This window comes from Mesorhizobium sp. USDA 4413, assembly GCF_056280365.1.
The window spans coordinates 5,215,182-5,239,148 of the sequence record NZ_JBVPRP010000001.1; the positions used below are offsets into that span (position 1 = coordinate 5,215,182).

At 64.9% G+C, this 23,967-nt stretch carries 25 protein-coding genes, 1 tRNA gene and 1 pseudogene; 16 read left to right on the top strand and 11 right to left on the bottom strand.

What is annotated here, in order from left to right:
• Position 1 precedes the first annotated feature (1 nt).
• From cbiE to ACVMIM_RS25600, 8 genes are all read left to right on the top strand, one after another.
• A complete protein-coding gene (gene cbiE, locus ACVMIM_RS25565) occupies positions 2-1,243 on the top strand; it encodes a precorrin-6y C5,15-methyltransferase (decarboxylating) subunit CbiE (RefSeq protein ID WP_476115283.1) in 1,242 nt (413 codons plus the stop codon).
• The gene (locus tag ACVMIM_RS25570) at positions 1,240-1,629 is read left to right on the top strand and encodes a cobalamin biosynthesis protein (protein WP_476115285.1); all 390 of its coding nucleotides are present in this window, start codon (positions 1,240-1,242) and stop codon (positions 1,627-1,629) included. Before cbiE ends, ACVMIM_RS25570 begins: the two co-directional genes overlap by 4 nt.
• A complete protein-coding gene (gene cobM, locus ACVMIM_RS25575) occupies positions 1,626-2,390 on the top strand; it encodes a precorrin-4 C(11)-methyltransferase (protein ID WP_476115286.1) in 765 nt (254 codons plus the stop codon). The genes ACVMIM_RS25570 and cobM overlap by 4 nt, the downstream gene beginning before the upstream one ends.
• Positions 2,387-3,202 carry a uroporphyrinogen-III C-methyltransferase gene (gene cobA, locus ACVMIM_RS25580; RefSeq protein WP_476115287.1) on the top strand — a complete coding sequence of 272 codons (816 nt, stop codon included), beginning with the start codon at positions 2,387-2,389 and terminating at the stop codon, positions 3,200-3,202. Before cobM ends, cobA begins: the two co-directional genes overlap by 4 nt.
• The gene (locus ACVMIM_RS25585) at positions 3,199-4,515 is read left to right on the top strand and encodes a cobyrinate a,c-diamide synthase (RefSeq protein ID WP_476115288.1); all 1,317 of its coding nucleotides are present in this window, start codon (positions 3,199-3,201) and stop codon (positions 4,513-4,515) included. The genes cobA and ACVMIM_RS25585 overlap by 4 nt, the downstream gene beginning before the upstream one ends.
• Positions 4,512-5,279, top strand: coding sequence for an adenosylcobinamide-GDP ribazoletransferase (cobS, locus tag ACVMIM_RS25590; protein WP_278048089.1), 768 nt, complete (start codon positions 4,512-4,514; stop codon positions 5,277-5,279). Before ACVMIM_RS25585 ends, cobS begins: the two co-directional genes overlap by 4 nt.
• Positions 5,280-5,304: 25 nt before the next feature.
• Entirely contained in the window at positions 5,305-6,330 is a 1,026-nt protein-coding gene (gene cobT, locus ACVMIM_RS25595; protein ID WP_476115290.1) for a nicotinate-nucleotide--dimethylbenzimidazole phosphoribosyltransferase, read from the top strand.
• A gap of 93 nt (positions 6,331-6,423) precedes the next feature.
• Positions 6,424-6,816, top strand: a complete 393-nt coding sequence (locus ACVMIM_RS25600; protein WP_476115292.1) for a hypothetical protein — start codon at positions 6,424-6,426, stop codon at positions 6,814-6,816.
• Positions 6,817-6,857: 41 nt separating this feature from the next.
• On the opposite strand, the gene ACVMIM_RS25605 is transcribed toward ACVMIM_RS25600, so the two are convergent.
• Both ACVMIM_RS25605 and ACVMIM_RS25610 read right to left on the bottom strand, forming a co-directional pair.
• Positions 6,858-6,933 (bottom strand) — tRNA-Lys (locus tag ACVMIM_RS25605).
• A 161-nt stretch (positions 6,934-7,094) separates the two neighbouring features.
• Positions 7,095-7,997, bottom strand: coding sequence for a PhzF family phenazine biosynthesis protein (locus tag ACVMIM_RS25610; RefSeq protein ID WP_476115293.1), 903 nt, complete (start codon positions 7,995-7,997; stop codon positions 7,095-7,097).
• 132 nt (positions 7,998-8,129) lie between these two features.
• Here ACVMIM_RS25610 and ACVMIM_RS25615 point away from each other — a divergent pair, with 132 nt between their 5' ends.
• Genes ACVMIM_RS25615 through ACVMIM_RS25625 form a run of 3 tightly spaced genes read left to right on the top strand, consistent with a single transcriptional unit; the run spans position 8,130 to position 11,342 of the window.
• The gene (locus ACVMIM_RS25615; RefSeq protein WP_476115295.1) at positions 8,130-9,416 is read left to right on the top strand and encodes an efflux RND transporter periplasmic adaptor subunit; all 1,287 of its coding nucleotides are present in this window, start codon (positions 8,130-8,132) and stop codon (positions 9,414-9,416) included.
• A 4-nt stretch (positions 9,417-9,420) separates the two neighbouring features.
• A complete protein-coding gene (locus ACVMIM_RS25620) occupies positions 9,421-10,128 on the top strand; it encodes an ABC transporter ATP-binding protein (RefSeq protein WP_476115296.1) in 708 nt (235 codons plus the stop codon).
• The gene (locus tag ACVMIM_RS25625; RefSeq protein ID WP_476115298.1) at positions 10,125-11,342 is read left to right on the top strand and encodes an ABC transporter permease; all 1,218 of its coding nucleotides are present in this window, start codon (positions 10,125-10,127) and stop codon (positions 11,340-11,342) included. Before ACVMIM_RS25620 ends, ACVMIM_RS25625 begins: the two co-directional genes overlap by 4 nt.
• Positions 11,343-11,415: 73 nt before the next feature.
• Here the strand turns inward: ACVMIM_RS25625 and ACVMIM_RS25630 are convergent, their stop codons facing one another.
• Positions 11,416-12,132, bottom strand: coding sequence for a hypothetical protein (locus tag ACVMIM_RS25630; protein ID WP_476117360.1), 717 nt, complete (start codon positions 12,130-12,132; stop codon positions 11,416-11,418).
• A gap of 5 nt (positions 12,133-12,137) precedes the next feature.
• The gene (locus tag ACVMIM_RS25635) at positions 12,138-13,250 is read right to left on the bottom strand and encodes an endonuclease/exonuclease/phosphatase family protein (protein ID WP_476115300.1); all 1,113 of its coding nucleotides are present in this window, start codon (positions 13,248-13,250) and stop codon (positions 12,138-12,140) included.
• Between the two features lie 164 nt (positions 13,251-13,414).
• On the opposite strand from ACVMIM_RS25635, the gene ACVMIM_RS25640 reads away from it, so the two are divergent.
• Positions 13,415-14,002, top strand: coding sequence for a BA14K family protein (locus tag ACVMIM_RS25640; RefSeq protein ID WP_476115301.1), 588 nt, complete (start codon positions 13,415-13,417; stop codon positions 14,000-14,002).
• A 165-nt stretch (positions 14,003-14,167) separates the two neighbouring features.
• The gene (locus ACVMIM_RS25645; protein WP_476115302.1) at positions 14,168-14,452 is read left to right on the top strand and encodes a PilZ domain-containing protein; all 285 of its coding nucleotides are present in this window, start codon (positions 14,168-14,170) and stop codon (positions 14,450-14,452) included.
• 179 nt (positions 14,453-14,631) lie between these two features.
• On the opposite strand, the gene ilvC is transcribed toward ACVMIM_RS25645, so the two are convergent.
• From ilvC to ACVMIM_RS25660, 3 genes are all read right to left on the bottom strand, one after another.
• Positions 14,632-15,651 carry a ketol-acid reductoisomerase gene (ilvC, locus tag ACVMIM_RS25650; protein WP_320289510.1) on the bottom strand — a complete coding sequence of 340 codons (1,020 nt, stop codon included), beginning with the start codon at positions 15,649-15,651 and terminating at the stop codon, positions 14,632-14,634.
• A gap of 36 nt (positions 15,652-15,687) precedes the next feature.
• The gene (locus ACVMIM_RS25655; protein ID WP_476117362.1) at positions 15,688-16,329 is read right to left on the bottom strand and encodes a TetR/AcrR family transcriptional regulator; all 642 of its coding nucleotides are present in this window, start codon (positions 16,327-16,329) and stop codon (positions 15,688-15,690) included.
• Between the two features lie 131 nt (positions 16,330-16,460).
• Positions 16,461-16,916 (bottom strand): MarR family winged helix-turn-helix transcriptional regulator, encoded by a 456-nt coding sequence (locus ACVMIM_RS25660; protein WP_476115304.1) that lies wholly within the window; start codon positions 16,914-16,916, stop codon positions 16,461-16,463.
• A 96-nt stretch (positions 16,917-17,012) separates the two neighbouring features.
• Here ACVMIM_RS25660 and ACVMIM_RS25665 point away from each other — a divergent pair, with 96 nt between their 5' ends.
• Positions 17,013-17,318 (top strand): Rieske (2Fe-2S) protein, encoded by a 306-nt coding sequence (locus tag ACVMIM_RS25665; protein WP_040999064.1) that lies wholly within the window; start codon positions 17,013-17,015, stop codon positions 17,316-17,318.
• A 1-nt stretch (position 17,319) separates the two neighbouring features.
• Positions 17,320-18,039, top strand: coding sequence for a glutathione S-transferase family protein (locus tag ACVMIM_RS25670; RefSeq protein ID WP_476115305.1), 720 nt, complete (start codon positions 17,320-17,322; stop codon positions 18,037-18,039).
• Here ACVMIM_RS25670 and ACVMIM_RS25675 read toward each other — a convergent pair.
• Together ACVMIM_RS25675 and ACVMIM_RS25680 are read right to left on the bottom strand one after the other, a co-directional pair.
• Positions 17,993-19,221 (bottom strand): annotated as a pseudogene (locus ACVMIM_RS25675) (FAD-dependent oxidoreductase). The gene ACVMIM_RS25670 and the pseudogene ACVMIM_RS25675 sit on opposite strands and share 47 nt — an antisense overlap.
• An 83-nt stretch (positions 19,222-19,304) precedes the next feature.
• The gene (locus tag ACVMIM_RS25680; protein WP_476115307.1) at positions 19,305-19,715 is read right to left on the bottom strand and encodes a winged helix-turn-helix transcriptional regulator; all 411 of its coding nucleotides are present in this window, start codon (positions 19,713-19,715) and stop codon (positions 19,305-19,307) included.
• 259 nt (positions 19,716-19,974) lie between these two features.
• On the opposite strand from ACVMIM_RS25680, the gene ACVMIM_RS25685 reads away from it, so the two are divergent.
• Positions 19,975-20,868, top strand: a complete 894-nt coding sequence (locus tag ACVMIM_RS25685; RefSeq protein WP_476115308.1) for an SDR family oxidoreductase — start codon at positions 19,975-19,977, stop codon at positions 20,866-20,868.
• Positions 20,869-20,908: 40 nt separating this feature from the next.
• Here ACVMIM_RS25685 and ACVMIM_RS25690 read toward each other — a convergent pair whose 3' ends face one another.
• Together ACVMIM_RS25690 and ACVMIM_RS25695 are read right to left on the bottom strand one after the other, a co-directional pair.
• The gene (locus tag ACVMIM_RS25690) at positions 20,909-21,949 is read right to left on the bottom strand and encodes an SDR family oxidoreductase (protein ID WP_476115309.1); all 1,041 of its coding nucleotides are present in this window, start codon (positions 21,947-21,949) and stop codon (positions 20,909-20,911) included.
• A gap of 83 nt (positions 21,950-22,032) precedes the next feature.
• Positions 22,033-23,952 carry a potassium transporter Kup gene (locus ACVMIM_RS25695; protein ID WP_278048104.1) on the bottom strand — a complete coding sequence of 640 codons (1,920 nt, stop codon included), beginning with the start codon at positions 23,950-23,952 and terminating at the stop codon, positions 22,033-22,035.
• Positions 23,953-23,967 lie beyond the last annotated feature (15 nt).

The following is a 23,967-nucleotide window of genomic DNA, read 5'->3' on the forward strand; positions in this document are numbered from 1 at the left end:
CATGCCTGCTAAGGGTCTGCGCGCTGCCAAGCCAGCCTCAAAATGGCTTACCATTGTCGGCATCGGCGAGGACGGTGTAGCGGGTCTCGGCGACGAGGCCAAGCAGCGCATCGCGCAGGCGGACGTCGTCTTCGGCGGCAAACGTCACCTTGCTCTCGTTGCATCTCTGGCCAAGGGCGAAACCCGCCTATGGCCCGTGCCCTTCGACGCCGAAATGCGAGACGTGCTGGCGCTCGCCGGTAAAGAAATCTGCGTGCTCGCTTCCGGCGACCCGTTCTTCCACGGCGTCGGCGTCACATTGGCCCGCAAGGTGAACCCGGATGAGATGCTCGTCCTGCCGGCGCCCTCCTCGCTGTCGCTCGCGGCATCGCGCCTTGGCTGGGCATTGCAGGACGTGGAGACGATCTCACTGCACGGCCATTCGATCGATCTGATCCGGCCCCTGCTCCACCCCGGCGCGCGCATCCTGGCGCTGACCTCCGACGCCGACGCGCCGGCGGCCGTCGCCGGACTGCTCGACGAGCTCGGTTTCGGCCCCTCGCGATTGACGGTCCTCGAAGCGCTCGGCGGTCCTGATGAGGCGCGCCGCACCGTTCGCGCCGATGCCTTCGACCTCAAAAACATCAACCCGCTCAACGTCCTGGCGCTCGAAATTGAAACGACGCCGGATGCGCGCATCCTGCCTTTGACCATCGGCCTCGCCGACCATCTGTTCGAGCATGACGGCCAGATCACCAAGCGCGAGATCCGCGCCATCACGCTGTCGTCGCTGGCGCCCCGGCGCGGCGAGCTGCTTTGGGATATCGGCGCCGGCTCCGGCTCGATCGGCATCGAATGGATGATGGCTCATCCTTCGCTGCGCGCCATCGCCATCGAGGCCAACAGCGAGCGCGCCGCCCGCATCGCCCGCAACGCCGCGCATTGCGGCGTGCCCGGCCTCGTCGTGGTCGAAGGCGCCGCGCCCGAGGCGTTCGCCAAGCTCGAAACGCCGGATGCGATCTTCATCGGCGGCGGCGGCAGCGATGCCGGCGTGCTCGAAAAGGCGATCAAGGCGCTTCGTCCCGGCGGCCGGCTGGTCGCCAATGCGGTGACGCTGGAGATGGAGGCGCTGCTGCTCGACCAGCACAACAGGCGCGGCGGCGATCTGACCCGCATCGCGCTTTCACGCGCGGGGCCGGTCGGCTCCATGCAGGGCTGGCGTCCGGCCATGCCGGTCACGCAATGGAGCTGGATGAAACCATGATGGTCGCGGGCATCGGCAGCCGCAAAGGCGTGACAGCAAGTGACGTGTGCGCCGCGATCGAGACCGCGCTCGAGGCGCATGGACTGGCGATGACCGCGCTTTCGGCGCTGGCCACCGGTGAAATCAAGCGCGACGAACAGGCAATCTTCCTTGCCGGCCGCGACCTCGACCTTCCCGTGCTCGTCATGTCCGACGCCGCACTGAAAGCCGTCTCGTCCGGCACGATCAGCCGATCCGAAGCGTCGCGGGCCCAGGCCGGCACGCCCTCGGTTTCGGAAGCCTCGGCTCTGGCCGCGGCCGGAAAAGGCGCAAAACTGCTTGGGCCGCGCATCATGGTCGGGCCGGTCACCTGCGCCATCGCTCTTGGCGGAGGCGGCGACGCATGACAGTCCATTTCATCGGTGCCGGCCCTGGCGCGGCCGACCTCATCACCTTGCGCGGCAGCCGGCTGCTCGCGTCCTGCCCGGTCTGCCTCTATGCCGGCTCGATCGTCGCGCCGGAACTGCTCGAGCATTGCGCGCCCGGCACCAAACTGATCGACACCGCGCCGATGTCGCTCGACGAGATCGAGGCGGAATATGTCGACGCGCACAAGGCCGGCCAAGATGTCGCGCGGCTGCATTCCGGCGACCTTTCGGTCTGGAGCGCGGTGGCCGAACAGATCAGGCGGCTGGAAAAACACGGCATTCCCTACACGCTGACACCAGGCGTGCCCTCCTTCGCGGCGGCGGCGGCGGCACTTCGCCGCGAGCTCACCATCCCCGAGCTCGCGCAAAGCCTGGTGCTGACCCGCGTTTCCGGCCGCGCCTCGAAAATGCCGCCAGGCGAGACGCTCGCCGGCTTCGGCCGCACCGGCGCCACGCTTGCCATCCATCTTGCCATCCACGCCATCGACCGCATCGTTGCCGATCTCACGCCGCTTTACGGCGCCGAATGCCCGGTCGCGGTCGTCTTCCGCGCCTCCTGGCCGGACGAGCGCATCCTGACCGGCACGCTGGGTACCATCGAAGCGCAGCTGGCGGAAAACCCGATGGAGCGCACGGCGATCATCTTCGTCGGCAGCGCGCTCGCGGCGCAGGATTTCGGCGAAAGCTCACTCTACGACGCCCATTACCAGCGGCGTTTTCGCGGACGGGACGGATTGTGAACGGCGGCGCCAATACGAACGGACGGGCAAATGTGGAGCAGGCGCTGGCGCGCCTGAACTTCAAGCCGCGCGAGTTGGAACCCGGCCATGTCTGGCTGGCGGGGGCCGGCCCCGGGGATCCTGGCTGCCTGACGCTTGAGGTGCTGGCGGCACTCGGACAATGCGATGCGCTTGTCTATGACGCGCTGGTCTCGCCCGATGTTGTGGCTGTCGCCCAGGGCGCCGAGCTTTTCTACGCCGGAAAACGCGGCGGCCAGCCCTCGATGAGGCAAGACGATATCAACGCCCTGCTGGTGCGGCTGGCGCACGAGGGCCGCCGTGTCGTGCGGCTGAAAGGCGGCGACCCCTATATTTTCGGCCGGGGCGGCGAAGAGATTCTGGCGCTCGCCGGCGAAGGAATACCGTTCCGGGTGCTTTCCGGCCTGACCTCGGGTCTCAGCGCGCTTGCCGCCACCGGCATTCCCGCCACCATGCGCGGCATCAACAAGGCCGTCATCCTGGCGACCGGCCACGCAGCGGGCACCGATGACGACATCGACTGGACGGCGATCGCCCGCACCGGTCAGCCGGTGGTCGTCTATATGGGCATGGCCAACCTGCCGGTGATCGCGGCAAAGCTGCTTGAGGGCGGCCTCGCGCCTTCGACCCCGGCCGCTGTGATCGTCGCGGCAACCACGCCGCGGGAACGCATCGTCGTCGCCACGCTCGCAACCATCTCCGAAGAGGCCGCGGCCGCCGGACTCTCTTCGCCGGCGCTGATCGTCGTCGGCGGTATCGTCGCCATGCGCGCGGCACTGGCAGGTGAGGCATGACGGCGCGGGCGATCATCATCGGCGCACCGCGTTCCGGCTCGGGCAAGACCAGCGTCACCATCGGCCTGTTGCGCGCGCTGGCGCGGCGCGGCCTGAAAGTGCGCGGCGCCAAGTCCGGTCCGGACTATATCGACCCTGGTTTCCATACAGCCGCCACCGGCCTTTCCGGCGTCAATCTCGACAGTTGGGCGATGTCCCCTTCCCTGCTCAACGCGCTGGCCGCACAAGCTGCGGATGACGCCGAATACATCATCCTCGAAAGCGCGATGGGCCTGTTCGACGGCATTCCCGCACCCGAAGGCCGCTCGGGCTCGGCCGCCGATCTCGCCCGGCTCTATGGCTTGCCGGTGCTTCTGGTGCTGGACGTTTCAGGTCAGTCGACGACCGCTGCGGCAGTCGCCAAGGGTTTCGCCACTTACGATCCGGACGTCCGCATGGCCGGCGTCGTGCTCAACCGGCTCGGCAGCGAACGCCACCGGCGGCTGTCGGGCGACGCCATCGAAGCGATCGGCCTGCCCGTGGTCGGCGCCATCCTGCGCGATCCGACGCTCAACCTGCCGGAACGGCATCTCGGCCTCGTCCAGGCCGGCGAATATGAAAACCTGATGGCGCATCTCGACCGGCTGGCCGACATGGTCGAGAAATCGCTCGACATCGACGCCATCCTGGCGCTGGCCACCCCGCTGGAACCGGCGGCCGGCGACTTCGGCGACGCGCTACAGCCGCCCGGGCAGCGCATTGCGCTGGCGGAGGACGCCGCCTTTACCTTCCTCTATCCGCATGTCGCCACGCATTGGCGCAAGGCCGGCGCCGAGATCGTGCCTTTCTCGCCGCTTGCCGACGAAGCGCCTTCGCCGGACTGCGAGATCTGTTGGCTGCCCGGCGGTTACCCCGAACTCCATGCCGGCAAGCTTGCGGCTGCCGACAATTTCCGGAAGGGAATGGCGCGCTTTGCGGCGACCAAGCCGGTGCATGGCGAGTGCGGCGGCTTCATGGTGCTGGGCGAGGTGCTGGAAGACGCGGACGGCGAGAGGCACAAGATGCTCGGCCTGCTCGGCCATTCGACCAGCTTCGCCAAACGAAAGATGAATCTCGGCTACCGCGAGGCGCGGCTGCGCGCCGCCTGCCCGTTGGGGCGAGAGGGCACGTCGATCCGGGGGCACGAATTCCACTATGCGCAGATGCTTGCCGCCGGCAATGACGAGCCGCTGGCCGATCTTGCCGATGGCCAGGGCAACCCGCTCGGCGCCTCCGGCTACCGGCGCGGCCATGTGAGCGGCACCTTCTTCCACGCCATCGCGAGGAGCGCATGAGCGGCCCTTCCGCACCCAGGCAAGTGCTTGACGACATCGGCCTCAGCCTCGTCTTCTTCACCCGGCTGAGGTTGCCCTCGAGCGATTTCGGCGGCCGCAGCCTAGCGGATGCGATCTGGGCGGCGCCCTTCGCCGGTCTCGCGGTGGCAATCATCGGAGCGCTGGTCTATGCGATCGCCGCCGTCTTCGGCCTCGCCGCCGCACCGGCCGCGGCGCTCACGCTCGCCGCGACGATGCTCGCCACCGGCTGTCTGCACGAGGACGGGCTTTCCGACATCGCCGATGGCTTTTGGGGCGGCAGGACGCGGGACAGGAAACTGGAGATCATGCGCGACAGCCGCATCGGCGCCTATGGCGCGGCGGCGCTTGGGCTGTCGCTGCTCATCCGCTGGAGCGCGCTGTCCGAACTCGCCGGTCCGGGCCATGTGTTCCTGGCGCTGCTCGCCGCGCACGCCGGCTCGCGCGGCCTGTTCGGCGCTTTCATGCATCTTTTGCCGCCGGCCCGCAGCGACGGCCTGTCGGCCAACGCCGGCACCGTCACCTCCGAGACCGCCATCATCGGCGCTGCGCTTGGTGCCGTGGCGCTGCTGGCGCTCGGCCTTGGCGGCGCGATAGCGGCGGCGATCCTGCTCGGCCTGGTCTTCATGGCCTTGCGCGCGCTTTGCCTCAGCCAGATTGGCGGCCAGACCGGCGACACGATCGGCGCGCTGCAGCAGCTTGGCGAGATCGCTGTTCTTCTCGTCGCTTCCGTTTGCCTTTCCTGATTCTTTTTCGGAGACCTTGCCCCCCATGTCCCCCCAATCAACACGCTTCAAATCCCTCGATGAACTGCGTGCGGCCTGCCTAGACCTCCCCGCCGGCAGCGATACCGCAGCAGTTGCTGTCGCCGAGCGTCAGAACACGCTCACCAAGCCGTCGGGCAGCCTTGGTCGACTGGAAACGATAGCCGCCTGGCTGGGCCGCTGGCAGGGTCGCGACATGCCGAAGCTCGATACGGTGAAAGTCTTCGTCTTCGCCGGCAATCACGGCGTCACCGCCCAGGGCGTCTCGGCCTATCCGTCGGAAGTCACCGTACAGATGGTGGCGAACTTCGCTGGCGGGGGTGCTGCCATCAACCAGCTTGCCCGCATTGCCGGCGCAAAGCTGGACGTCATCCCGCTCGACCTCGACCGTCCGACCGGCGATTTCACTCAGGTGCCGGCGATGGACGAGCAGGCATTCCTTACCGCGGTCTCGGCCGGCTACGATGCCGTGACCGACGACCTCGACCTTGTCTGCTTCGGTGAGATGGGCATCGGCAACACGACGCCGGCGGCCGCGATCTCCACCGCCCTCTTCGGCGGCGGCGCGGAAAAATGGACCGGGCGCGGCACCGGCGTCGACGATGCAGGGCTGCAGCGCAAGGTGGTGGCCATCGAGGCAGGCCTCAAGCGCCATTCCGATTCGCTTTCCGACCCGCTGAAGATAGCGGCCGCGCTTGGCGGACGTGAGCTGGCCGCCATCCTCGGGGCGACGCTTGCCGCGCGCAAGAACAACGTGCCGGTGCTGCTCGACGGCTTCGTCTGCACCGCCGCCGCGGCCCCGCTTGCCAGGCTGCATCCGACCGGGCTCGCCCACACAATCGCCGCTCATGTCTCGGCCGAAGCCGGCCACCGCCGCCTGCTCGAGGCGCTCGGCCTGCCGCCGCTGCTCGACCTCGGCATGCGGCTCGGCGAAGGCTCCGGCGCTTGCCTTGCCGTCAACATCGTCCGCTCGGCGCTGGAATGCCATGCCAGGATGGCTAGCTTCGCCGAAGCCGGCGTTTCGGAAAAATAAAAAATCAGTCGAAATTTCAACACTGTTGAAACATCGAAATAACGTCATCTCGGTTATTCCATGAGACGTAGAAGTTTCATGGGAGATCGATCGATGCATTTGAAATTTCTAATATCCACTGCGATTCTTGTTGCCGCGGCTTCGCCGGCCTTGTCCCAGGACCAATATGTTCGCCCGCTTCGTCCCGGCGAAGACGGGTCGGCCAGGATCCAGTCCTCGATCTCTATGACCGTTCCGGTCAAGGATGACGACGATGCCACCGCGCAGCAGCAGGTCGCGCTCCGTTCTTTCTACAAGGTCGCGGCGGGCAGTTGCGCCATGGTCGTCGAGACCGTCGCCGATACATGCGAGATTGCCGGCATGAGCACCAATCTCAATGCCAGGGACCGCAACACAGGCGGTTACGGCGGATCGCAGCTCACGGTGAGCGGTCAGATCACCATGAAGGTCAAGTTCAAGGCGAGCCTCAGCAAAACAGCGCCGTAGGGGCCGCGTGGCGGCCTACTTCATTGTTTTGATGAGAAATTTGGTGGGTGTGCACAGGATCGAACTGTGGACCCGCTGATTAAGAGTCAGCTGCTCTACCAACTGAGCTACACACCCACACCGCCGGGAAAACCAGCGTCGGCGGCGCATATAGCCGCCGCTTTCGGTGATGTCTAGCCCTGCGGGATCATTTCCCGACAAATCGACATGGCATGATCCCGAAAAGTGGATTCCGGTTTTCGGAAAAGATCATGCCTGCCTAAAAAAGCCCGCAGGCATCAGACAAACAGCCTGCCTTCCGCCACCTTGATCGCATGGCCGCCGATGCGCGCGGAGGCGAGTTTTCCGCCGTCGACATTGAGCTCGAGACGGATGCGCGACGGCCGGCCCATTTCCAGCCCCTGTTCGATCCAAAGCTGCGAGACACCGTCGATCGGGGCGTCGAAATGCATGATGGCGCCGGCAAAGGCGGCCGCGGCCGAACCGGTCGCCGGGTCCTCATAGGAAGGCGTGCCGGGCACGATCATGCGCACATGGAAGGCGCTGTCGTGATGCACCGTCTCGCGGCAATAGACATATGGGCTGGCGAAGGCCCAGTCGCTCTTGCGGGGCGCCAATTCCGACCACGCCTGGTTGTCGAGCCTGATCTTGGCCGCCTCCTCCAACCCGGCAACGGGAATCGTCACATAAGGCACGCCGGCCGACCAGAAGGCAACGCGGTGATTCTCGAAGCCGATCTCGTGCGGGCCAAGGCCAAGCGCCGCGCCGATCGCTTCCGGATCGGCCTTGAGCTCCAACCGTTCCGGCAACTTCGCCAGGTCGAACTCGGCGAAGGTCGAGCCGTCATGCTTGCTTACCGCGCAACGCACCGGCCCGATGTTCTCCTCCAGCACGAAAATGCCGGCGGCCTCCCCGGCGAGTTCCGTCAGCGCAATCGCCGAGCCGACAGTCGGATGTCCTGCGAAAGGCATTTCATAGTCGGGCGTGAAGATGCGGATGCGGTTGCGATGCTTTGGATTGTCCGGAGGCAGCACGAACACCGTCTCGGAAAGATTGAACTCGCGGGCGATCGCCTGCATGCCGGCAGTGTCGAGCCCATCGCTGTCCAGCACCACCGCAAGCGGATTTCCGGCGAGCCTTTCGGTGGTAAACACATCGTAGAGCAAGTAATTGCGCGCCATTGAGAAAACCTTTCGCCTCACCCCGAATTTCTGCCTCAATCCCAACATGAGGGAAATTTAATTTGAAATTCGAACCTTAAGCCCTGATTTGTGCACGGATAGGGACATCGATTTTCAGCATAGGGGTCCGGCGTGGACCAGCTTGTCAATCCGCCAAATGCGGAATCCGGTACTTCCATAGAGGCAGCGCTCGGGCTCGACCGCAAGGGCATGGCCCGCAAACGACGGCGCTTCTGGCTCTACGGCCTGCTGGCGATCGCCATCGCCGCGGCTGGCGTAGGGGTTTACCAATGGTATGCGGGGGCGCCACCTAGGATCGAGTATACCACCGTGCCGGCGGCGATCGCCGACCTCACGGTCGAGGTATCGGCCACCGGCACGCTGCAGCCGCTGACCCAGGTCGATATCTCCAGCGAGCTTTCCGGCATCGTCCGCTCGGTCACGGTCAATGAAAACCAGCAGGTCAAGAAGGGCGACGTGCTAGCGACGCTCGACACCGCCAAGCTGGAGGTCCAGATCGAGCGCGCCACCGCTTCAGCGAAAGCGGCCGCCGCCGCCGTCGAGGACGCCAAGGTGACCTTGCAGGAGAACGAGAACGCGGTTGCGCGCGCCAGCGCGCTGACCAAGCGCGGCATGGCGACGGACCAGTCGCTCGAAGCGGCGACCGCGACGCGCGACCGCTCGAAGGCCGCTCTCGACAGCGCCGAAGCCAATCTCGCCATCGCCCAGGCTGATCTGAAGGCCCAGCAGACCGATCTCGCGAAAAGCACCATCTATGCGCCGATCGACGGCATCGTGCTGACGCGCTCGGTCGATCCCGGCCAGACCGTCGCGTCCTCGCTGCAGGCGCCGGTGCTCTTCGTCATCGCCGCCGACCTGAGGAACATGGAATTGCAGGCCGCGGTCGACGAGGCCGATATCGGCCAGGTCAAGCCCGGCCAGCACGCCCGCTTCACCGTCGACGCTTTCCCGGACCGGCCCTTCGACGCCGAGATCCGCGACATCTCCTACGCCTCGGTCACCACCGACGGCGTCGTCACCTACAATGCGCGCCTCGAAGTGGACAATGGCGAGATTCTCTTGCGGCCCGGCATGACGGCCACGGTTTCGGTCGTGACGCGACAGGCCAAGGGCGTGCTCACCGTTCCCTCGACGGCCTTCCGCTATCGTCCGATGCAGCAGCAGGCGCGCGGCTGGAGCTTCAACGACCTTTTCACCGGCCGCATGGGCCGCCCCAACCGGCAGCGCGAGGTGACGAAGGCGCCGACCGACGGCTCGCGCACGCTCTATGTGCTGGAGAACGGACGCCCGCATCCGGTCAACGTCAGGATCGGCTCGACCGACGGCGAGCTGACCGAGATCACGTCCGGCCTCGACGAGGGCGCTGCGGTCATCACCGGCGCGCAGCAGCGGAGCTGACGACATGTCGGCTTCCCGGCTCATCACCTTCGATAAGGTCTGGAAAAGCTATGGCGAGGGCGAGGCCCGCGTGCACGCGCTGGTCGGCGTCGATCTCGCCATTCGGCGCGGCGAGTTCGTCGCCATCATGGGCCCCTCGGGATCCGGCAAGTCGACGGCGATGAACATCATCGGCTGCCTCGATACGCCGACGGCCGGGACCTATTCCTTCATGGGTGTCGATGCGGGCCGCCTCGACCGCAACCGCCGCGCGCTTTTGCGCAACCTCTATGTCGGCTTCGTCTTCCAAGGCTACAATCTTCTGCCGCGCACCACGGCGGCGGAAAATGTCGAGCTGCCGCTGATCTATCGCGGCGTCGCCGCGCGCCAACGCCGCGATCTCGCCATGCAGGCGCTGGCGGAAGTCGGGCTTGTCGGGCGCGAGCACCACACCCCGGCCGAGCTTTCGGGCGGCCAGCAGCAGCGCGTGGCCATCGCCCGCGCCATCGTCACCAGGCCGACGCTGCTCGTCGCCGACGAGCCGACCGGCAATCTCGACACCGCGCGCACGCACGAGATCATGGAACTGCTGACCAGGCTCAACGCCGAACTCGGCCTTTCCATCGTCATGGTGACCCATGAGGCCGACGTCGCGGACTATGCCGGCCGCACCATCCGCTTCCTCGACGGCCATGTCGCCTCCGATGTGTTGAAAGCGGAGGAAGCGGCATGATCTGGGAGACCGTCCGCCTCTCGCTGCGTTCGATCCGCCGCAACGTATTGCGCTCCTTTCTGACATTGCTTGGCATCGTCATCGGCGTCGCGGCCGTCATCGCCATGCTTACCATCGGCTCCGGCACCACGGAGAAGGTGAAGGCCGATATTTCCAAGCTCGGCAGCAACCTGCTCGTCGTTCGCGCCGGCCGTCCTGCCGGCCCTGGCGGACCGGGAGGGCTCGACCAGGCGGTGCGGCCGCTGGCTGAAAAGGACGTCGCCGCGCTCGTTGCGCATCTCAGCGGTGCGCGCGCGATTTCGCCTGCGTCGCAAAAGCAGGTCCGCGTCATCTTCGGCACCGAAAGCCTGACCTCCGGCGTGACCGGCACCGACAGCGCCTATCTCGACGCCCGCGATTGGAAATTGGTGTCAGGCCGTCCGTTCAGCGACTCCGAAACGCGCGCCGGGGCAGGTGTGTGCCTGATCGGCGAAACCGTGCGCCAGCAGTTCTTCGGCGCCGGCGACCCGGAAGGCGAGATCATCCGCGTCAACCGCACCTCCTGCAAGATCATCGGTCTGCTCGAGCCCAAGGGCTATACCGGCTTCGGCCAGGACCAGGACAATGTCGTGCTGATGCCGCTGCACGCCTATCAGCGCCGCATCGCCGGCAACCACGACATCGACAACATCTATATCGCCGCCGACGACCGCACCCCGACCACCGAGCTGCAGCCGCGCGTCGAGGACATTTTGCGCGACACGCGCCGCATCACGCCGGACCGCGATCCCGATTTCGCCATCCGCGACATGACCCAGATCGCCGATGCGATGACCAGTGCCACCACCACAATGACCGGCATGCTCGGCGCCGTCGCCGGCGTCAGTCTTCTGGTCGGCGGCATCGGCATCATGAACATCATGCTGGTGTCCGTCACCGAGCGCACGCGCGAAATCGGCATCAGGCTGGCGATCGGCGCGCATGAAAAGCACATCCTTATCCAGTTCCTGGTCGAAGCGACGGTGCTGTCGCTCTTTGGCGGCATCATCGGCATCCTGATCGGCCTGTCGCTCGCCGGCCTCGCTTCGGTGACGTTGACGATACCCTTCGCGCCGAGCCCCGCCGTCATCCTGCTCGCCGTCGGCTTTTCGGCGCTGATCGGCATGGTGTTCGGCTTCTTCCCGGCGCTGCGCGGCGCCCGCCTCGACCCGATCGACGCGCTGCGGCACGAATAGTCGGAGGCAGCGTTCCGGCCTGCGCTCCGCTCCTGCGGTGACACGGCGCTGAAGCAGCAGGGTGGATTGGGTGCTAACGATCGCCGCCGAAATGCCACTCGATCAGCGGCTTCATGTGAGGCATCAAGCCATCCGGCAGATCGCCGGCGCTACGGATGATGACCGGCCCTTCGATTTCCGGATCGGTCTCGGCCGCGACGAAGGCGCTGATGCGCCGCGCCAGTTCGTCGGCGGATTCGTCCACACGGTAGCGGCGGAAGATCACGGTGCCGCTAGCCGTCGACAGCGCGTGATAGCGCAGTCCGCGTTCGGCCGCCGAAAGATCGAGCCCGGTCTCCTCGCCCACCTCGCGGATCATGTTGAAATCGACATCGACCAGCCCGTCGCGGAAATCGATCGGCTCGAACGAGCCGGCGGCGAAATAGACGCGGCCGGCATTGACCGTGTGACGGCCCATGCGGATCGCCACCAGCGCATTGTCGCCGGCAACCAGCACGGCATGCGCATAAGCATGCTCGGCGCCGGAATTCTCGCGTCGCTTGCGCCACAGCAGGAACGTCGAATAGTTGACCGCATGGCAGCGTCCGACAAGGCGGCCATCGCGGTACGCAAGCTCGGAAAGCAGCACTACGGCGCCGTCGAACAATGCCGGATTGGCCGCTGTTTCCTGCCGCCAGTTCTCGGCGATCGCCGCCGCATTGCTGAGCGCGAAGGGGTGCGGGCCGGGGTCGAGGCGGACATCGACCGCATCGACAGGCAGGATGACGTTGCGGGGCAGATCGAAGCTCAAGAGGGTCACGCCATATCCAGTGCGATCACCACCGGGCAGTGATCCGACGCTTTCGGCCGGTCCCAGCCGGCGCGCGGAAAACGCTCGACCTCCTGTCCGGGCGGAAAGATGGTGCGCCAGGGCTGGCCGTTGCGGACGATATCGGGAACGGCGGTGGCATTCTTCGCGGCCAGCGCCTTCGACAGCAGGATGTAATCGAGCTGGCACAGATGCCGCTCCTCCGGGCCGCGCGTATGATAAAAACTCCAGCGATCCATCTCCGGCCGCCGCTCGACGACATTCTCGCAAAAGCCGCATGCGGTAAGCACATCGATCGAGGATCGCGCTTCGTCGACGACCTCGAAACGATAGCCGTCGATGGAGTCGCCATCGATCTTCACGCGCTGCCGGTAGTCGTTCAGGTCGCCGCAGATCGCCCAGCGCTTGTCGGCGGCGTGAGCCTTGCCGAAACGCTCCTCGATGATGCGCCGCACCGCCTGCGCCTCAGCGATGCGCAGCGGCATCGACGCCTCGCGGCCGTCCAGCCCGTTGCGCGGCGGACCCATCGATTTGAAATGCACGAGATAAAGCGTCAGCGGCGCGCCGCCGATCCTCAGGTCTATCTCCAGGCAATCGCGGCGAAAGATACGTTCACTGGCGAGATGGCCGAGCGTGGCGAGTTCCGGTGTGAACAGCCCGAACTCCTCGAAGGTGACATAGGCGTGGCTGGTCATGCGCACGAATTCGATCGGCTGCCCTTGCGCGGTCTCGTTGCGCATCATCACGGCGACATCGATGCCGCGCGTGTCGTTGCCGGCGGCGGTGTATTTCTGCCGATAGCCCTCCCCGACCATCTTGAACAGGTAGCCATATTCGAACGCCTTCAGCGCCTCGATATTGTCGACCTCCTGCATGCAGATGATGTCGGCGCGGGTGGCCGCGATGGCGAGCGCCGTCAACTGGCGGGTGTCGTCGGATTGGGCGATCGTGCGGGCCTGTTCGAGGATCCGGTATTCGGCCTCGGTCTGTATGTCGAACAGCGCCAGCGTGCGGTCTTCATTGAGCTGGTTGCGATAGCCGGAGAAATCGAACCTGTTCATCAGGTTCTCGACATTGAAGGTGGCGAGGCGCAGCGACATGGCCGTGACTTTTGCCCGCAAGCGCGAGCGAAGACAAGGGCCAGGCCGATGCTCGTCATGGTTGACGGAACCTTTCTGTTCATCTTCCGTTCAGATGGAAAGTCCCATCAATAGGCCTATTCCCCAAGTGTTCTGGGCGTGGGGCCTTACTCGTGGAGAGTGAAATGAAACCGCTCTTGTCTTCCCTCGGATCCGGGCTTGTGGCTTTGGGTCTCTTTGCTGGGCTGACGGTGCCATCGATTGCCGGCCCGGTCCTCCAGCCCGATATGTCGACCGTGACCAGCACGGCCGCATCCAAGATCATCCCTGTTCGCGATAGCTGGGCCGGCGGCAACAATCGGCAGCAGATGTTTGATTGGCGCTGGCGGCGCGGTGGTGACTGGCGCGGCCGCGATTTCAGATGGCGCGACGGCGACTTCCGCGGTCGTCATTTCTCCCGCAACTGGGATGGCGACGACTGGCGCTGGCGACATCACCGCCATCATCGGCACTTCGACAATGGTGGCGCCGCCCTTCTGGGGCTGGGCCTAGGCCTGGGCCTGGGTAGCCTCGCCTATAACAACTACTACGATCCCTACTATTACGATCCCTATCCGCGCTACTATCAGCCGCGGCGCATTTACCGGACCGAGCGGCTTTCCAGGGCCCATGTCCGCTGGTGCTATGATCGCTACCGGTCGTATCGCGCTTGGGACAACACGTTCCAGCCCAACTACGGCCCGCGCCGGCAGTGCATTTCGCCTTATATCTGAGCCCGTCGGCAGGAGGATGAGACGGCGCCCGTCGCGGCGCCGTTTCTTTTTCGGCAAAAGCAACCGCGTGCGGGACAATAACCTTAAATTTAGCAGCGGCGTCTATCCGTGCTGCAGTGCCCCATATGACGATCGCCCTGCCGCGATCCGCTAGGACGAGCCGCCATGGCTGAACACGAGTTGAGAGGCAAGCACCGGCAACGCGTGCTCAAAGGCGCGGCGATCCTGACCGGCATTAACAATTCCGAGGTGAGATGCACGGTGCGCAACATGCATTCGAACGGCGCGGAGCTGAAAGTGCCGATCGATGCGCGCGTGCCGGACGAATTCCTGCTTTATGTGCCGGTCGACGGCATCGGCTACAAGGCAGTGGTGCGTTGGCGCCGCGAGGATCGCATCGGCGTCGAGTTCACCGGCACCGAGCCCAAGCCGCACTGGCACTACGGGTGAAGAGCGACGATCGGCATGCTGGCAAAGAAAAGGCCGGCGGATCGCACCGCCGGCCCCGTCGGGTAAACAAGGAAGTCGAGAATTAATTCTTCGTCTTGTCGACCAGCTTGTTCTTGGCGATTACCCGCGCGACCGCAGGGCAAAGCCCGAGGACGCGCAGACAAAAAACGTGGATCGCCTCAGTTCTTGGCCTTGTCGACCAGCTTGTTCTTGGCGATCCACGGCATCATGGCGCGCAGCTTGGCGCCAACCTCTTCGATCTGGTGGCCGTCATTCATGCGGCGGATGCCCTTGAAGCGCGATAGGCCGGCCCGGTATTCCTGCATCCACTCCGAGGTGAACTTGCCGGTCTGGATGTCCTTCAGGATGCGCTTCATCTCGGCCTTGGTGTCGGCGGTGATGATGCGCGGGCCCGAGACATATTCGCCCCATTCGGCGGTGTTCGAGATCGAGTAGTTCATGTTGGCGATGCCGCCTTCATAGATCAGGTCGACGATCAGCTTCACTTCGTGCAGGCATTCGAAATAGGCCATTTCCGGGGCGTAGCCGGCTTCCACCAGCGTCTCGAAGCCGGCGCGGATCAGTTCGACCAACCCGCCGCACAGCACAACCTGCTCGCCGAAGAGGTCGGTCTCGCACTCCTCGCGGAAATTGGTCTCGATGATGCCCGAACGGCCGCCGCCGACGCCGCAGGCATAGGAGAGCGCCAGATCAAGCGCATTGCCCGAAGCGTCCTGGTTGACGGCAACTAGGCACGGCACGCCGCCCCCCTTCTGGTATTCGCCGCGCACCGTGTGGCCCGGGCCTTTCGGCGCGATCATGACGACGTCGACCGAAGCCTTCGGCTCGATCAGGCCGAAATGCACGTTGAGACCGTGCGCGAAAGCGATCGCGGCGCCGTCGCGGATGTTCGGCGCAATCTCGTTCTTGTAGATGTCGGCCTGCAATTCGTCGGGCGTCGCCATCATCATCAGGTCGGCCCATTTGGCGGCGTCCGCCACGCTCATCACCTTGAGCCCGTCCGCCTCGACCTTCTTGGCGGTCGCCGAGCCGGCCTTGAGACCGATGGCGATCTCCTTGACGCCGGAATCCTTCAGGTTGAGCGCATGCGCCCGGCCTTGGCTGCCATAGCCGATGATAGCGACCTTCTTGCCCTTGATCAGATTGAGATCGGCGTCACGATCGTAATAGACACGCATTTTGGTGTTTCCTTCCCGTTTTGAACATCAGAAGCCTTACGGCCGGTTGTTTGCTCCGAAAAGAGCGAGAAACTGCCGCGTCGCGCGGCGGGCATCGCCGCCGATCGTCGCCTCAGTCAATTCCACTTGGTCGCCGAGCAGCAGACGGATCTGCACGTCGCGGCCGACCAAGCCGAAAAAAGTCCGGAACGCCGTCTCGGCGTCCTCGAAATCGAGCAGCCCGGCCTGCCGGCCGGCTTCAAGCACCGGCTTCAGCCGCCTGGCGAGCGCGAAGCGGCCATTCTGTAGCACGATGGCGCCGAGGTCATCCTTACCGGAGCCGGCATGGCCGACCGCCACCCGGTTGAGGGCAATCGACGTATCGCTGGAGATCACCTTGAGCCAGTCGGAGGCGAAGCGTTCGAGGCTTGCCGTCAGCGATGCGAGATCCAGACCCTTGCGATCGACCGGTGTCACACGCACCTTGGAGGCCTGCCACTGCACCGTCGCCGTCAGCAGGCCGTCGCGGTCGCCGAACCATTTGTAGAGCGTTTCCTTGGAACAACTGGCCCGCCGCGCCACTGCGGTCATGGTGAGGTTGTCCCCCTCCTCCACCAGCAGACGAAGCGCTGCATCGAGAACGGCCTGCTGGCGCTCGGTCAGCGTTTCGCTGTTGTCGATCTCGGCGCCTGCCTGCAGCACGTTCTTTTCCGCTTCTGCGGTCGCCCAATGGCGTACCGTACGTTACGGTTCGGCTTATTGCGCATTCCGGTTTCCGATGCAAGGGCCCTCGACGAAAATGAGCCAGCGGAACCGCGAAGGCTCGCCAGCTAATCGCTGGTCGGCGGATGCCGCAGCCGTCCGAGCAGTGCCGCCAGCGTCCTGAGTTCTTCGGCCGAGAGCCTCGCTCCCAACAGCTCGGCGATGGAAGCGCCATAGATCGCCCAGATGCGGCGGCGCATCTCTCGGCCGTTTGCGGTGATGCGAACGGTCTGCCCGCGGCCATCGTCGGAGACCGGCAGCTTTTCGACCAGGCCATCCGCTTCCAGCCGCGCCAGCAGCCGCGAGACATTGTACTGCGCCAGCAGCACGCGATCGATCAGCTCGAACGGCCTGAGCCCTCCCTCGCCCGCTTCGGCGAGTTCGTGGAGCACGTCATACCAGGCGAGCGGCGGCAGGGCGTTTGCCTTCAGCGCGTCCTCGGTCCTCTCGACCAGTTGGCGCGAGACGCGCACGAGACGCGCCCAGGCGGCGATAGCTTCCGGCGATGGGGATTTCTTGGTCATCGGCACAACCTAGCGGATAGATGCAATTGCATCAAGCTTGACGATCGATGCAGATGCATCTATATAGACGCAATTGCATCGATAAGGAGTTCTCCGATGAAACATGAAATCTGCAAGATCGCCGATATCCCGCAGATCGGCAGCCTGATCGCGCCCTTCTTCGGCCGCGAGGTCCATGTCTGGCGCAGCGGCGAGCGCATCCGCGCCGCAGCCAATGTCTGCCTGCATTTCGGCGGACCGCTGGAGTGCAAGGACGGCTCACTCGTCTGCCAATGGCATGGCGCGAAGTTCGACATGGATAACGGCGAGCGTCTCGAAGGGCCGGCGCCGAAGGGCTCGCGCCTGATGTTCCTGTCGACCCGCGTCGAAGATGGCGCGCTGAACTATGTCTGGGGAGAGTGAGATGACCGCCAGCCTCACCCTCGTCAGCCATCATTTGTGCCCCTACGTCCAGCGGGCGGCGATCTCGCTGGCCGAAAAAGCCGTGCCGTTCGAGCGGATCTATGTCGACCTTTCCGACAAGCCGGATTGGTTCAAAGCCATCTCGCCGCTCGGCAAGGTGCCGCTGCTCCGCGTCCGGCACGGCAGTGCGGAAGATGTGATTTTCGAGTCCGCCGTGATCCTCGAATTTCTCGAGGAGACCGAGGCCAATCCCTTGCACCCGACCGATCCGCTGGCGCGAGCCAGGCATCGCGCCTGGATCGAATTCGGCTCGGCCATCCTCAATGCCATCGGCCGCTGCTATTGCGCTCCCGACGAAGCCGCTTTCCTCCATGAAAGCAGAGGCTTGTCCGAGATGTTCGCGCGTGTGGAGGCGGAACTGTCCGCAAGGCAAAGCGGCCCGTGGTTCGCCGGCGAGCGCTTCTCGCTGGTCGATGCCGTCTATGGGCCGGTCTTCCGCTATATCGACACGTTCGACCGCATCGGCGATTTCGGCATTCTCGACGGCAAGCCGCTCGTTCAGGCATGGCGCGCGGCCTTGAGCAGGCGGCAATCAGTCAAGGAGGCGGTCGGCGCGGACTATCCGCAGCGTCTGCACGCCTTCCTTCGGGCAAAGGGATCTTACCTGTCCGGGATCATCCGGCGGCAGGCCATTGCAGCTCCGCAAGCCCTATCCGCCTGAACGGGTCGATCACGGTTCCGGTGACCATGGCGGCAAGGAATTGCGGCCCCGGCGGAATCCTCGCCAGCGCCGCCACCATGCGGTCCCGGACAAAAGGCAAGGCCGCGGAGTCGGACTGGTAGAACGGCGTCAGCGACAACGATAGCGCCTGGAAGACGCGCACATGCCAACGGCGTGCGCTGGCATAAGTCGCCAGCGCATCATCGATGCTGTTCGCCCGCGCCAGCGCGTGGCTGAGCGCTGCGGCGTCGAGCAGCGCCATATTCGCGCCTTGCCCCAGTTGCGGGCTGGTCGATGCGCGGCATCGCCGATGACGGCAAGCCTCCGGCTGGCAGGCAGCCTCATCGTGTGGTGGCCGTAGCGGGCGAGCGAGAGCTGCTCGAAACTGTCGATCTGGCCGGTGAAGGCTTCGCACTCAGGCCATACCGCAACCACTCTCGCCTTCCACGCTTCGAGCCCCTCGGCCTTTACCCGTTCGGCATCGGCCGGCTTGAGGCTCCAGAAGAAGGCCGCCATGTCTTCTGCGCCAGGCTCCGGCCGGCCGATCGGCAGCACGCCGACCATGATGCTTGCCTTGTCGTAGCGCTGCAGCAGTGCGCTCCTGTCAAAGCCGCCCCACCAGCCGAGCGACGCCCAGAAGGCGCCATAGGCGAGCGGCCGCGGCATGGCGGAACCGCCGAGATGGTGCCGCAGTTTCGAGTGTGCGCCGCTGGCATCGACGATGAGGTCGAACGGTCCGAGCCGCCTGCCGTTGCCGCAGACCAGCGTCGCGCGCTCGGCCGTCTCCGGGATCTCGACCTCGACATTGGTTTCGATGGCGATCGTCTCGCGCAAGGCGGCGCGGAAGAGCACGCCGAACAGCGCGGCCCGGTGGACCGCGAGGCCGAAACGGCGGCCGCGCCGGGCGTCGTAGCGGACCTCAAGCACCGTGCGCCCGCTCCTGGCGTCGGTGCCGTGCAGCCGCTCGATGCGGCTGCCAAGCGAAAGGATCTCATCGAGCAAGCCGAGATCAGCGAGCACGGTCAGCCCCGTCGGCTGCAGGATGAGGCCGGAACCGACCGGCTTCGGCTCGTCGAAGCGCTCGAAGATGGTGACCTTGTGCCCTGCCCGCCTGAGGTAAAGAGCTGCCGCCAGCCCGGCCGGACCAGCGCCGGCAATCGCGATCTCGTAAGACTTGCGCATCGTCCCCCAACCCGAACCGAGGGGGAGAATCCCGCCTGGAACGCGCCGGATCAAGCGGGCGCTTTGACGCTTATATCGAGAAATCAGCCTTGGGTGGCGTCGAAGGCAGCGCGCGCGTCCCGCACCGCGTCATGATTGAGTTCGGCCCATTGAATGAGTTGCTGCAGGGGCAGGAACATCGAGCGCCCAAGATCGGTCAAGCTGTATTCGACGCTTGGCGGCTTGGTCGGGAAAACCTCGCGATGCACATAGCCGTCGCGCTGCAGGTCATAGAGCGTCTGCGTCAGCATGCGCTGCGAGATGTCGGGAACCAGCCGGCGCAGCTCGCCGAAGCGGTAGGGCTTCTCGGCCAACGCCATCACCAGCAGCGAGCTCCATTTGCCGCTGATGCCCTGGATCACGTCGCGGACCGGACAGTCGGCGAAATTGGCGCCGTTCGTCATGGCCTTGTAGACCTCGAGCTTGGCTTTCAGGTTGAAGATTTTGCTGTCCATGCGACATCCGCTGATCGAAACTAAAGCATGTCTCCCGAGGGAACCGGTTTCGGGACATGCGTGAAGTCAAAACCTAAAGCGCATGGAGCGACGCTGAAAGATCGCGACGCGCTTTTAGGCCGGCCGGGGTGGTTCCCTGGCTGTGCCTACCTCCCGCAAAACTGCCTTCTTTACGGCTTGGGGTCAATTCTTATTTTAGTGCTGGTCTCTTTATGAGACCACTAAACTCGACCCGCCTCTTGCAATCAAGGGATTGCCAATGTCCGAAACCCTTCTCGTCACCGGCGCTTCCGGTCATCTTGGCCGCGCCGTTATCAATCACCTGCTGGGCGAACAGAAAATTGCGCCCTCAAGCATCATCGCCACCACGCGCAACCCCGAAAATCTCGCCGATCTGGCCGCCAAGGGCATCACGGTCAGGGTGGCCGACTTCGACGATCCGGCTTCGCTGGAAAAGGCGTTCAGCGGCGCCGACCGGGTGCTGATCATCTCGACCAGCGACCTCGACCTTAAGACAGGCCGGCGCCTGAAGCAGCATCAGACGGCGGTGGCCGCCGCCAAGGCGGCAGGCGTTTCGCACCTGCTTTACACTTCGATGCCAAATCCCGAGCCGGGCTCGCCGGTGCTGTTTGCCGGCGACCATTACGGCACCGAGCAGGCGATCGAGGCAAGCGGCATCCCCTACACCATCTTCCGCAACGGCTGGTATCAGGAGAACCTGTTCATGTCGCTGCCTCACGCCATTTCATCGGGCAAGTGGTACACGTCGGCCGCCGACGGGCGCGTCGCCCACGGCGCGCGCGACGATATGGCGGCCGCAATCGCCGCCGGCCTCGCATCCGGCTCCAAGGAAAGCCATATCTACACGCTGACCGGCCCGCAGGCCTACACCACGAACGAAATTGCAGCGCTGGTCAGCAAGGTGACCGGCAAGCCGCTGGAGGTCATCCAACTGCCGGACGAAGCGCTGACCGAGGGCGTCAAGGCGGCGGGCGTTCCCGAGGACTTCGCCCGCATCATCGTCTCCTTCGATGCCAATACCCGCGCCGGCCGCATAGGCGAGGTGACCGATGCCGTCGAAAGACTCTCGGGCCGCAAGCCGCGGACGCTGAGCCAGTTCCTCGAAGCGAACAAGTCTGCCCTGCTCGGCTGAAAACCGGCGCGCCCGAGAGCGCTTCTCTCCCAGGCGCGCCTCACCTCGACCGTTTGACCAACCCAAGCCGGATAAGACTCTCAGCGGTCGCGACAAGCGCGTCTTCCTGCGATCGGGGCGTCCAGCCGAGCAGGCGCATGGCCTTGGCGCTCGTTGCGTTTCTCGGCTTGCCCAGCTCGGTCACGATCTGGGCCGCCTGCCGGTCGACCAGCCCGACGATCCGGACCAGCCAGTCCGGCAGAACTCTGGTCGTGATGCGCGATCCTGCGTTGCCCAACCGCGCCTTCAGCGTCCGTGCGACCTCCCGCGTCGTCATGAAATCGCCGCTGACGGCCAGGAACCGCTCGCCCTTGGCGGCGGGATCGGTCATGGCGCGCAGATGCAGATCCGCCACGTCGCGCGCATCGACCACGCCGAACACCATGCGTGGCAGGCCAGGCATCTCGCCATCCATCAGGCGCCTGATGAAATCCGTTGAGGTCGAATGATCCGGTCCCAGAACCGGCCCGAAGATGCCGACCGGATTGACGACCGCCAACTCCAGTGACCCGCCTTCGCGATTGATGAAATCCCAGGCCCCGCGCTCGGCCAGCGTCTTCGACTTTACATAGGCGCTGACCTTTTCCGAAAGATTGGTCCAGTTCTCCTCCGTGAACGGCTGCCCGGCCACCGGTGTCTGGCCATAGCCGATGGCGGCAAAGGACGAGGTAAGCACGACGCGTTCGACGCCGGCATCGCGCGCTGCCGGCAGCACGCGCAACGCTCCTTCCCTGGCCGGAACGATCAGGTCGTCCTCGTGTTTCGGCACGCCGGGCGGGAAAGGCGAAGCGACATGAAGGACGTACCGGCATCCGGCCACCGCTTCGGGCCAGCCCGTATCGGTTACGAGATCGGCATGCGCGAAGGAAAGCGCATCGCTCGGCTCGGCACCACCGACCTTCAACATGGCAAGAACATCGGCCTCGCGGCTGGCCGAGCGGACGGTTGTGCGCACGCGGAAGCCCGCCTTCAAAAGCGCGAGGATGCAGTGAGCGCCGAGAAAGCCCGACCCGCCGGTCACAAGCACCAACTCGCCGCTCATGCCCGCCCTCTTCGAAAGCAACTGCTGGGAAACTGCGTCTTCCGTCCTGAATTGCGCGACGTCAGCCTGTGCGGCGTAGTCTGTCAGATCGCGACCTGCGTGCCAATCTCCACCACGCGCCCGGTGGGGATCTGGAAATACTCCGTCGCGTCCGCCGCCGTTTTCGCGAGGCCGATGAACAGCCGGTCCTGCCAGATCGGCATGCCGGAATTGGGCGAGGCCTTCAGCGAACGCCGCGACAGGAAGAAGGACGTCGTCATGATGTCGAACTTCCAGCCCTGCTTGCGGCAGATCGCCAGGGCGCGCGGGATGTTGGGCTGCTCCATATAGCCGAAAGTCAAAGTCACGCGCATGAACAGCTCGTTGACCGTCTCCAGCTTCACGCGCTCGCTGTCGGGCACAACGGGCTGCGGCGCCGTCACCACCGACAGGATGACGTTCTTTTCGTGCAGCACCTTGTAGTGCTTCAGGCTGTGCATCAGCGCGGTCGGCGCACTCAGTGGATCGCTGGTCAGGAACACGGCAGTGCCCGAGACCAGCTGCGGCTTCTTCTTCAGGAGATTTGCCGCCAGGAAATCGAGCGGGATCTCGTTGCGGCGGGTCTTGTCGAACAGGTAGCGGCTGCCGCGCACCCAGGTCCACATGCCGAGGATGATGGCGAAAGCGACCGCAAGCGACGCCCAGCCGCCCTCGAAAACCTTGACGATGTTGGAGGCGAAGAAGCCGATGTCGATGAAGGCGAACAGCACGGTTAGCGCCACGGCTCGCCACAGCGGCCATTTCCAGATGCGGGTCATGACCACGAAAAGCAGCACCGTCGTCACCAGCATGTTGCCGGTGACCGAGATGCCGTAAGCGGAAGCGAGCTTGCTGGATTCGCCGAAGCCGACCACCAGCAGCATCACAACCAGCGCGAGCAGCATGTTGACACGCGGCATATAAACCTGCCCGGACTGCTTTTCCGACGTATGCAGGATCTCGAGCCGCGGTAGCATGTTGAGCTGCACCGCCTGCCGCGTCAGCGAATAAGCGCCGGAGATCACCGCCTGGCTGGCGATGACGGTCGCCGCCGTCGCAAGCACCACCATGGGGACGAGCGCCCAGCCCTCGTTCATTTCGAAGAACGGATGGCCGACCGCGCCGCCCTTGGCGAGCACATAGGCGCCCTGCCCGGCATAGTTCAAAAGCAGGCAGGGAAACACGATCGCCAGCCATGCCAGCACGATCGGCTTGCGGCCGAAATGGCCGAGGTCGGCGTAGAGCGCCTCGGCGCCGGTGACCGCCAGGAAGATCGCGCCGATGGTGACGAAGGCGACATCGGGCGAGTGGATCAGGAAGGCGACGATATAATGCGGGCTGATCGCCCACAGGATCTCCGGATCGGCAATGATGTGATTGAGCCCGGAAAGGCCGATGGCCAGGAACCAGACGGCCGTGATCGGACCGAAGATCATTGCCACTCCCCCCGTGCCGAACCGCTGTACGGCAAACAGGATGGCGAGGATGAGCAGGGTCAGCGGAACGACATAGGGCTGGAAAGCCGGCGTGACGACATTCATGCCTTCGACCGCCGACAGCACGGAGATGGCCGGCGTGATGACGGCATCGCCAAAAAACAGCGACGCGCCGGCAATGCCGACGCCGAGGATGACTGCCGAGCGGGTCGAAAAGCTGCTGCGCGCCAGCGCCATCAGCGACAGCACGCCGCCCTCGCCGCGATTGTCGGCGCGCAGCACGAACATGATGTACTTGATCGTGACGATGATCGTCAGCGACCAGATGATCAGGGACAGCACGCCCAGAATGTCGCCGCGATCGGCGACGTCGCCGCGCGAGGACGCCACCAGCGCTTCGCGAAACGCATAGATCGGGCTCGTGCCGATATCGCCATAGACGACGCCCAGCGCGCCGAGCATCAGCACCTTGGTGCTGTGCTGCTCGATTTCCGCGTGGCTCGACAGGTCGGCGGGTTCTGCGTCTGCACCACCATTGGCAAGGGCCATGGACGACACTCCGAT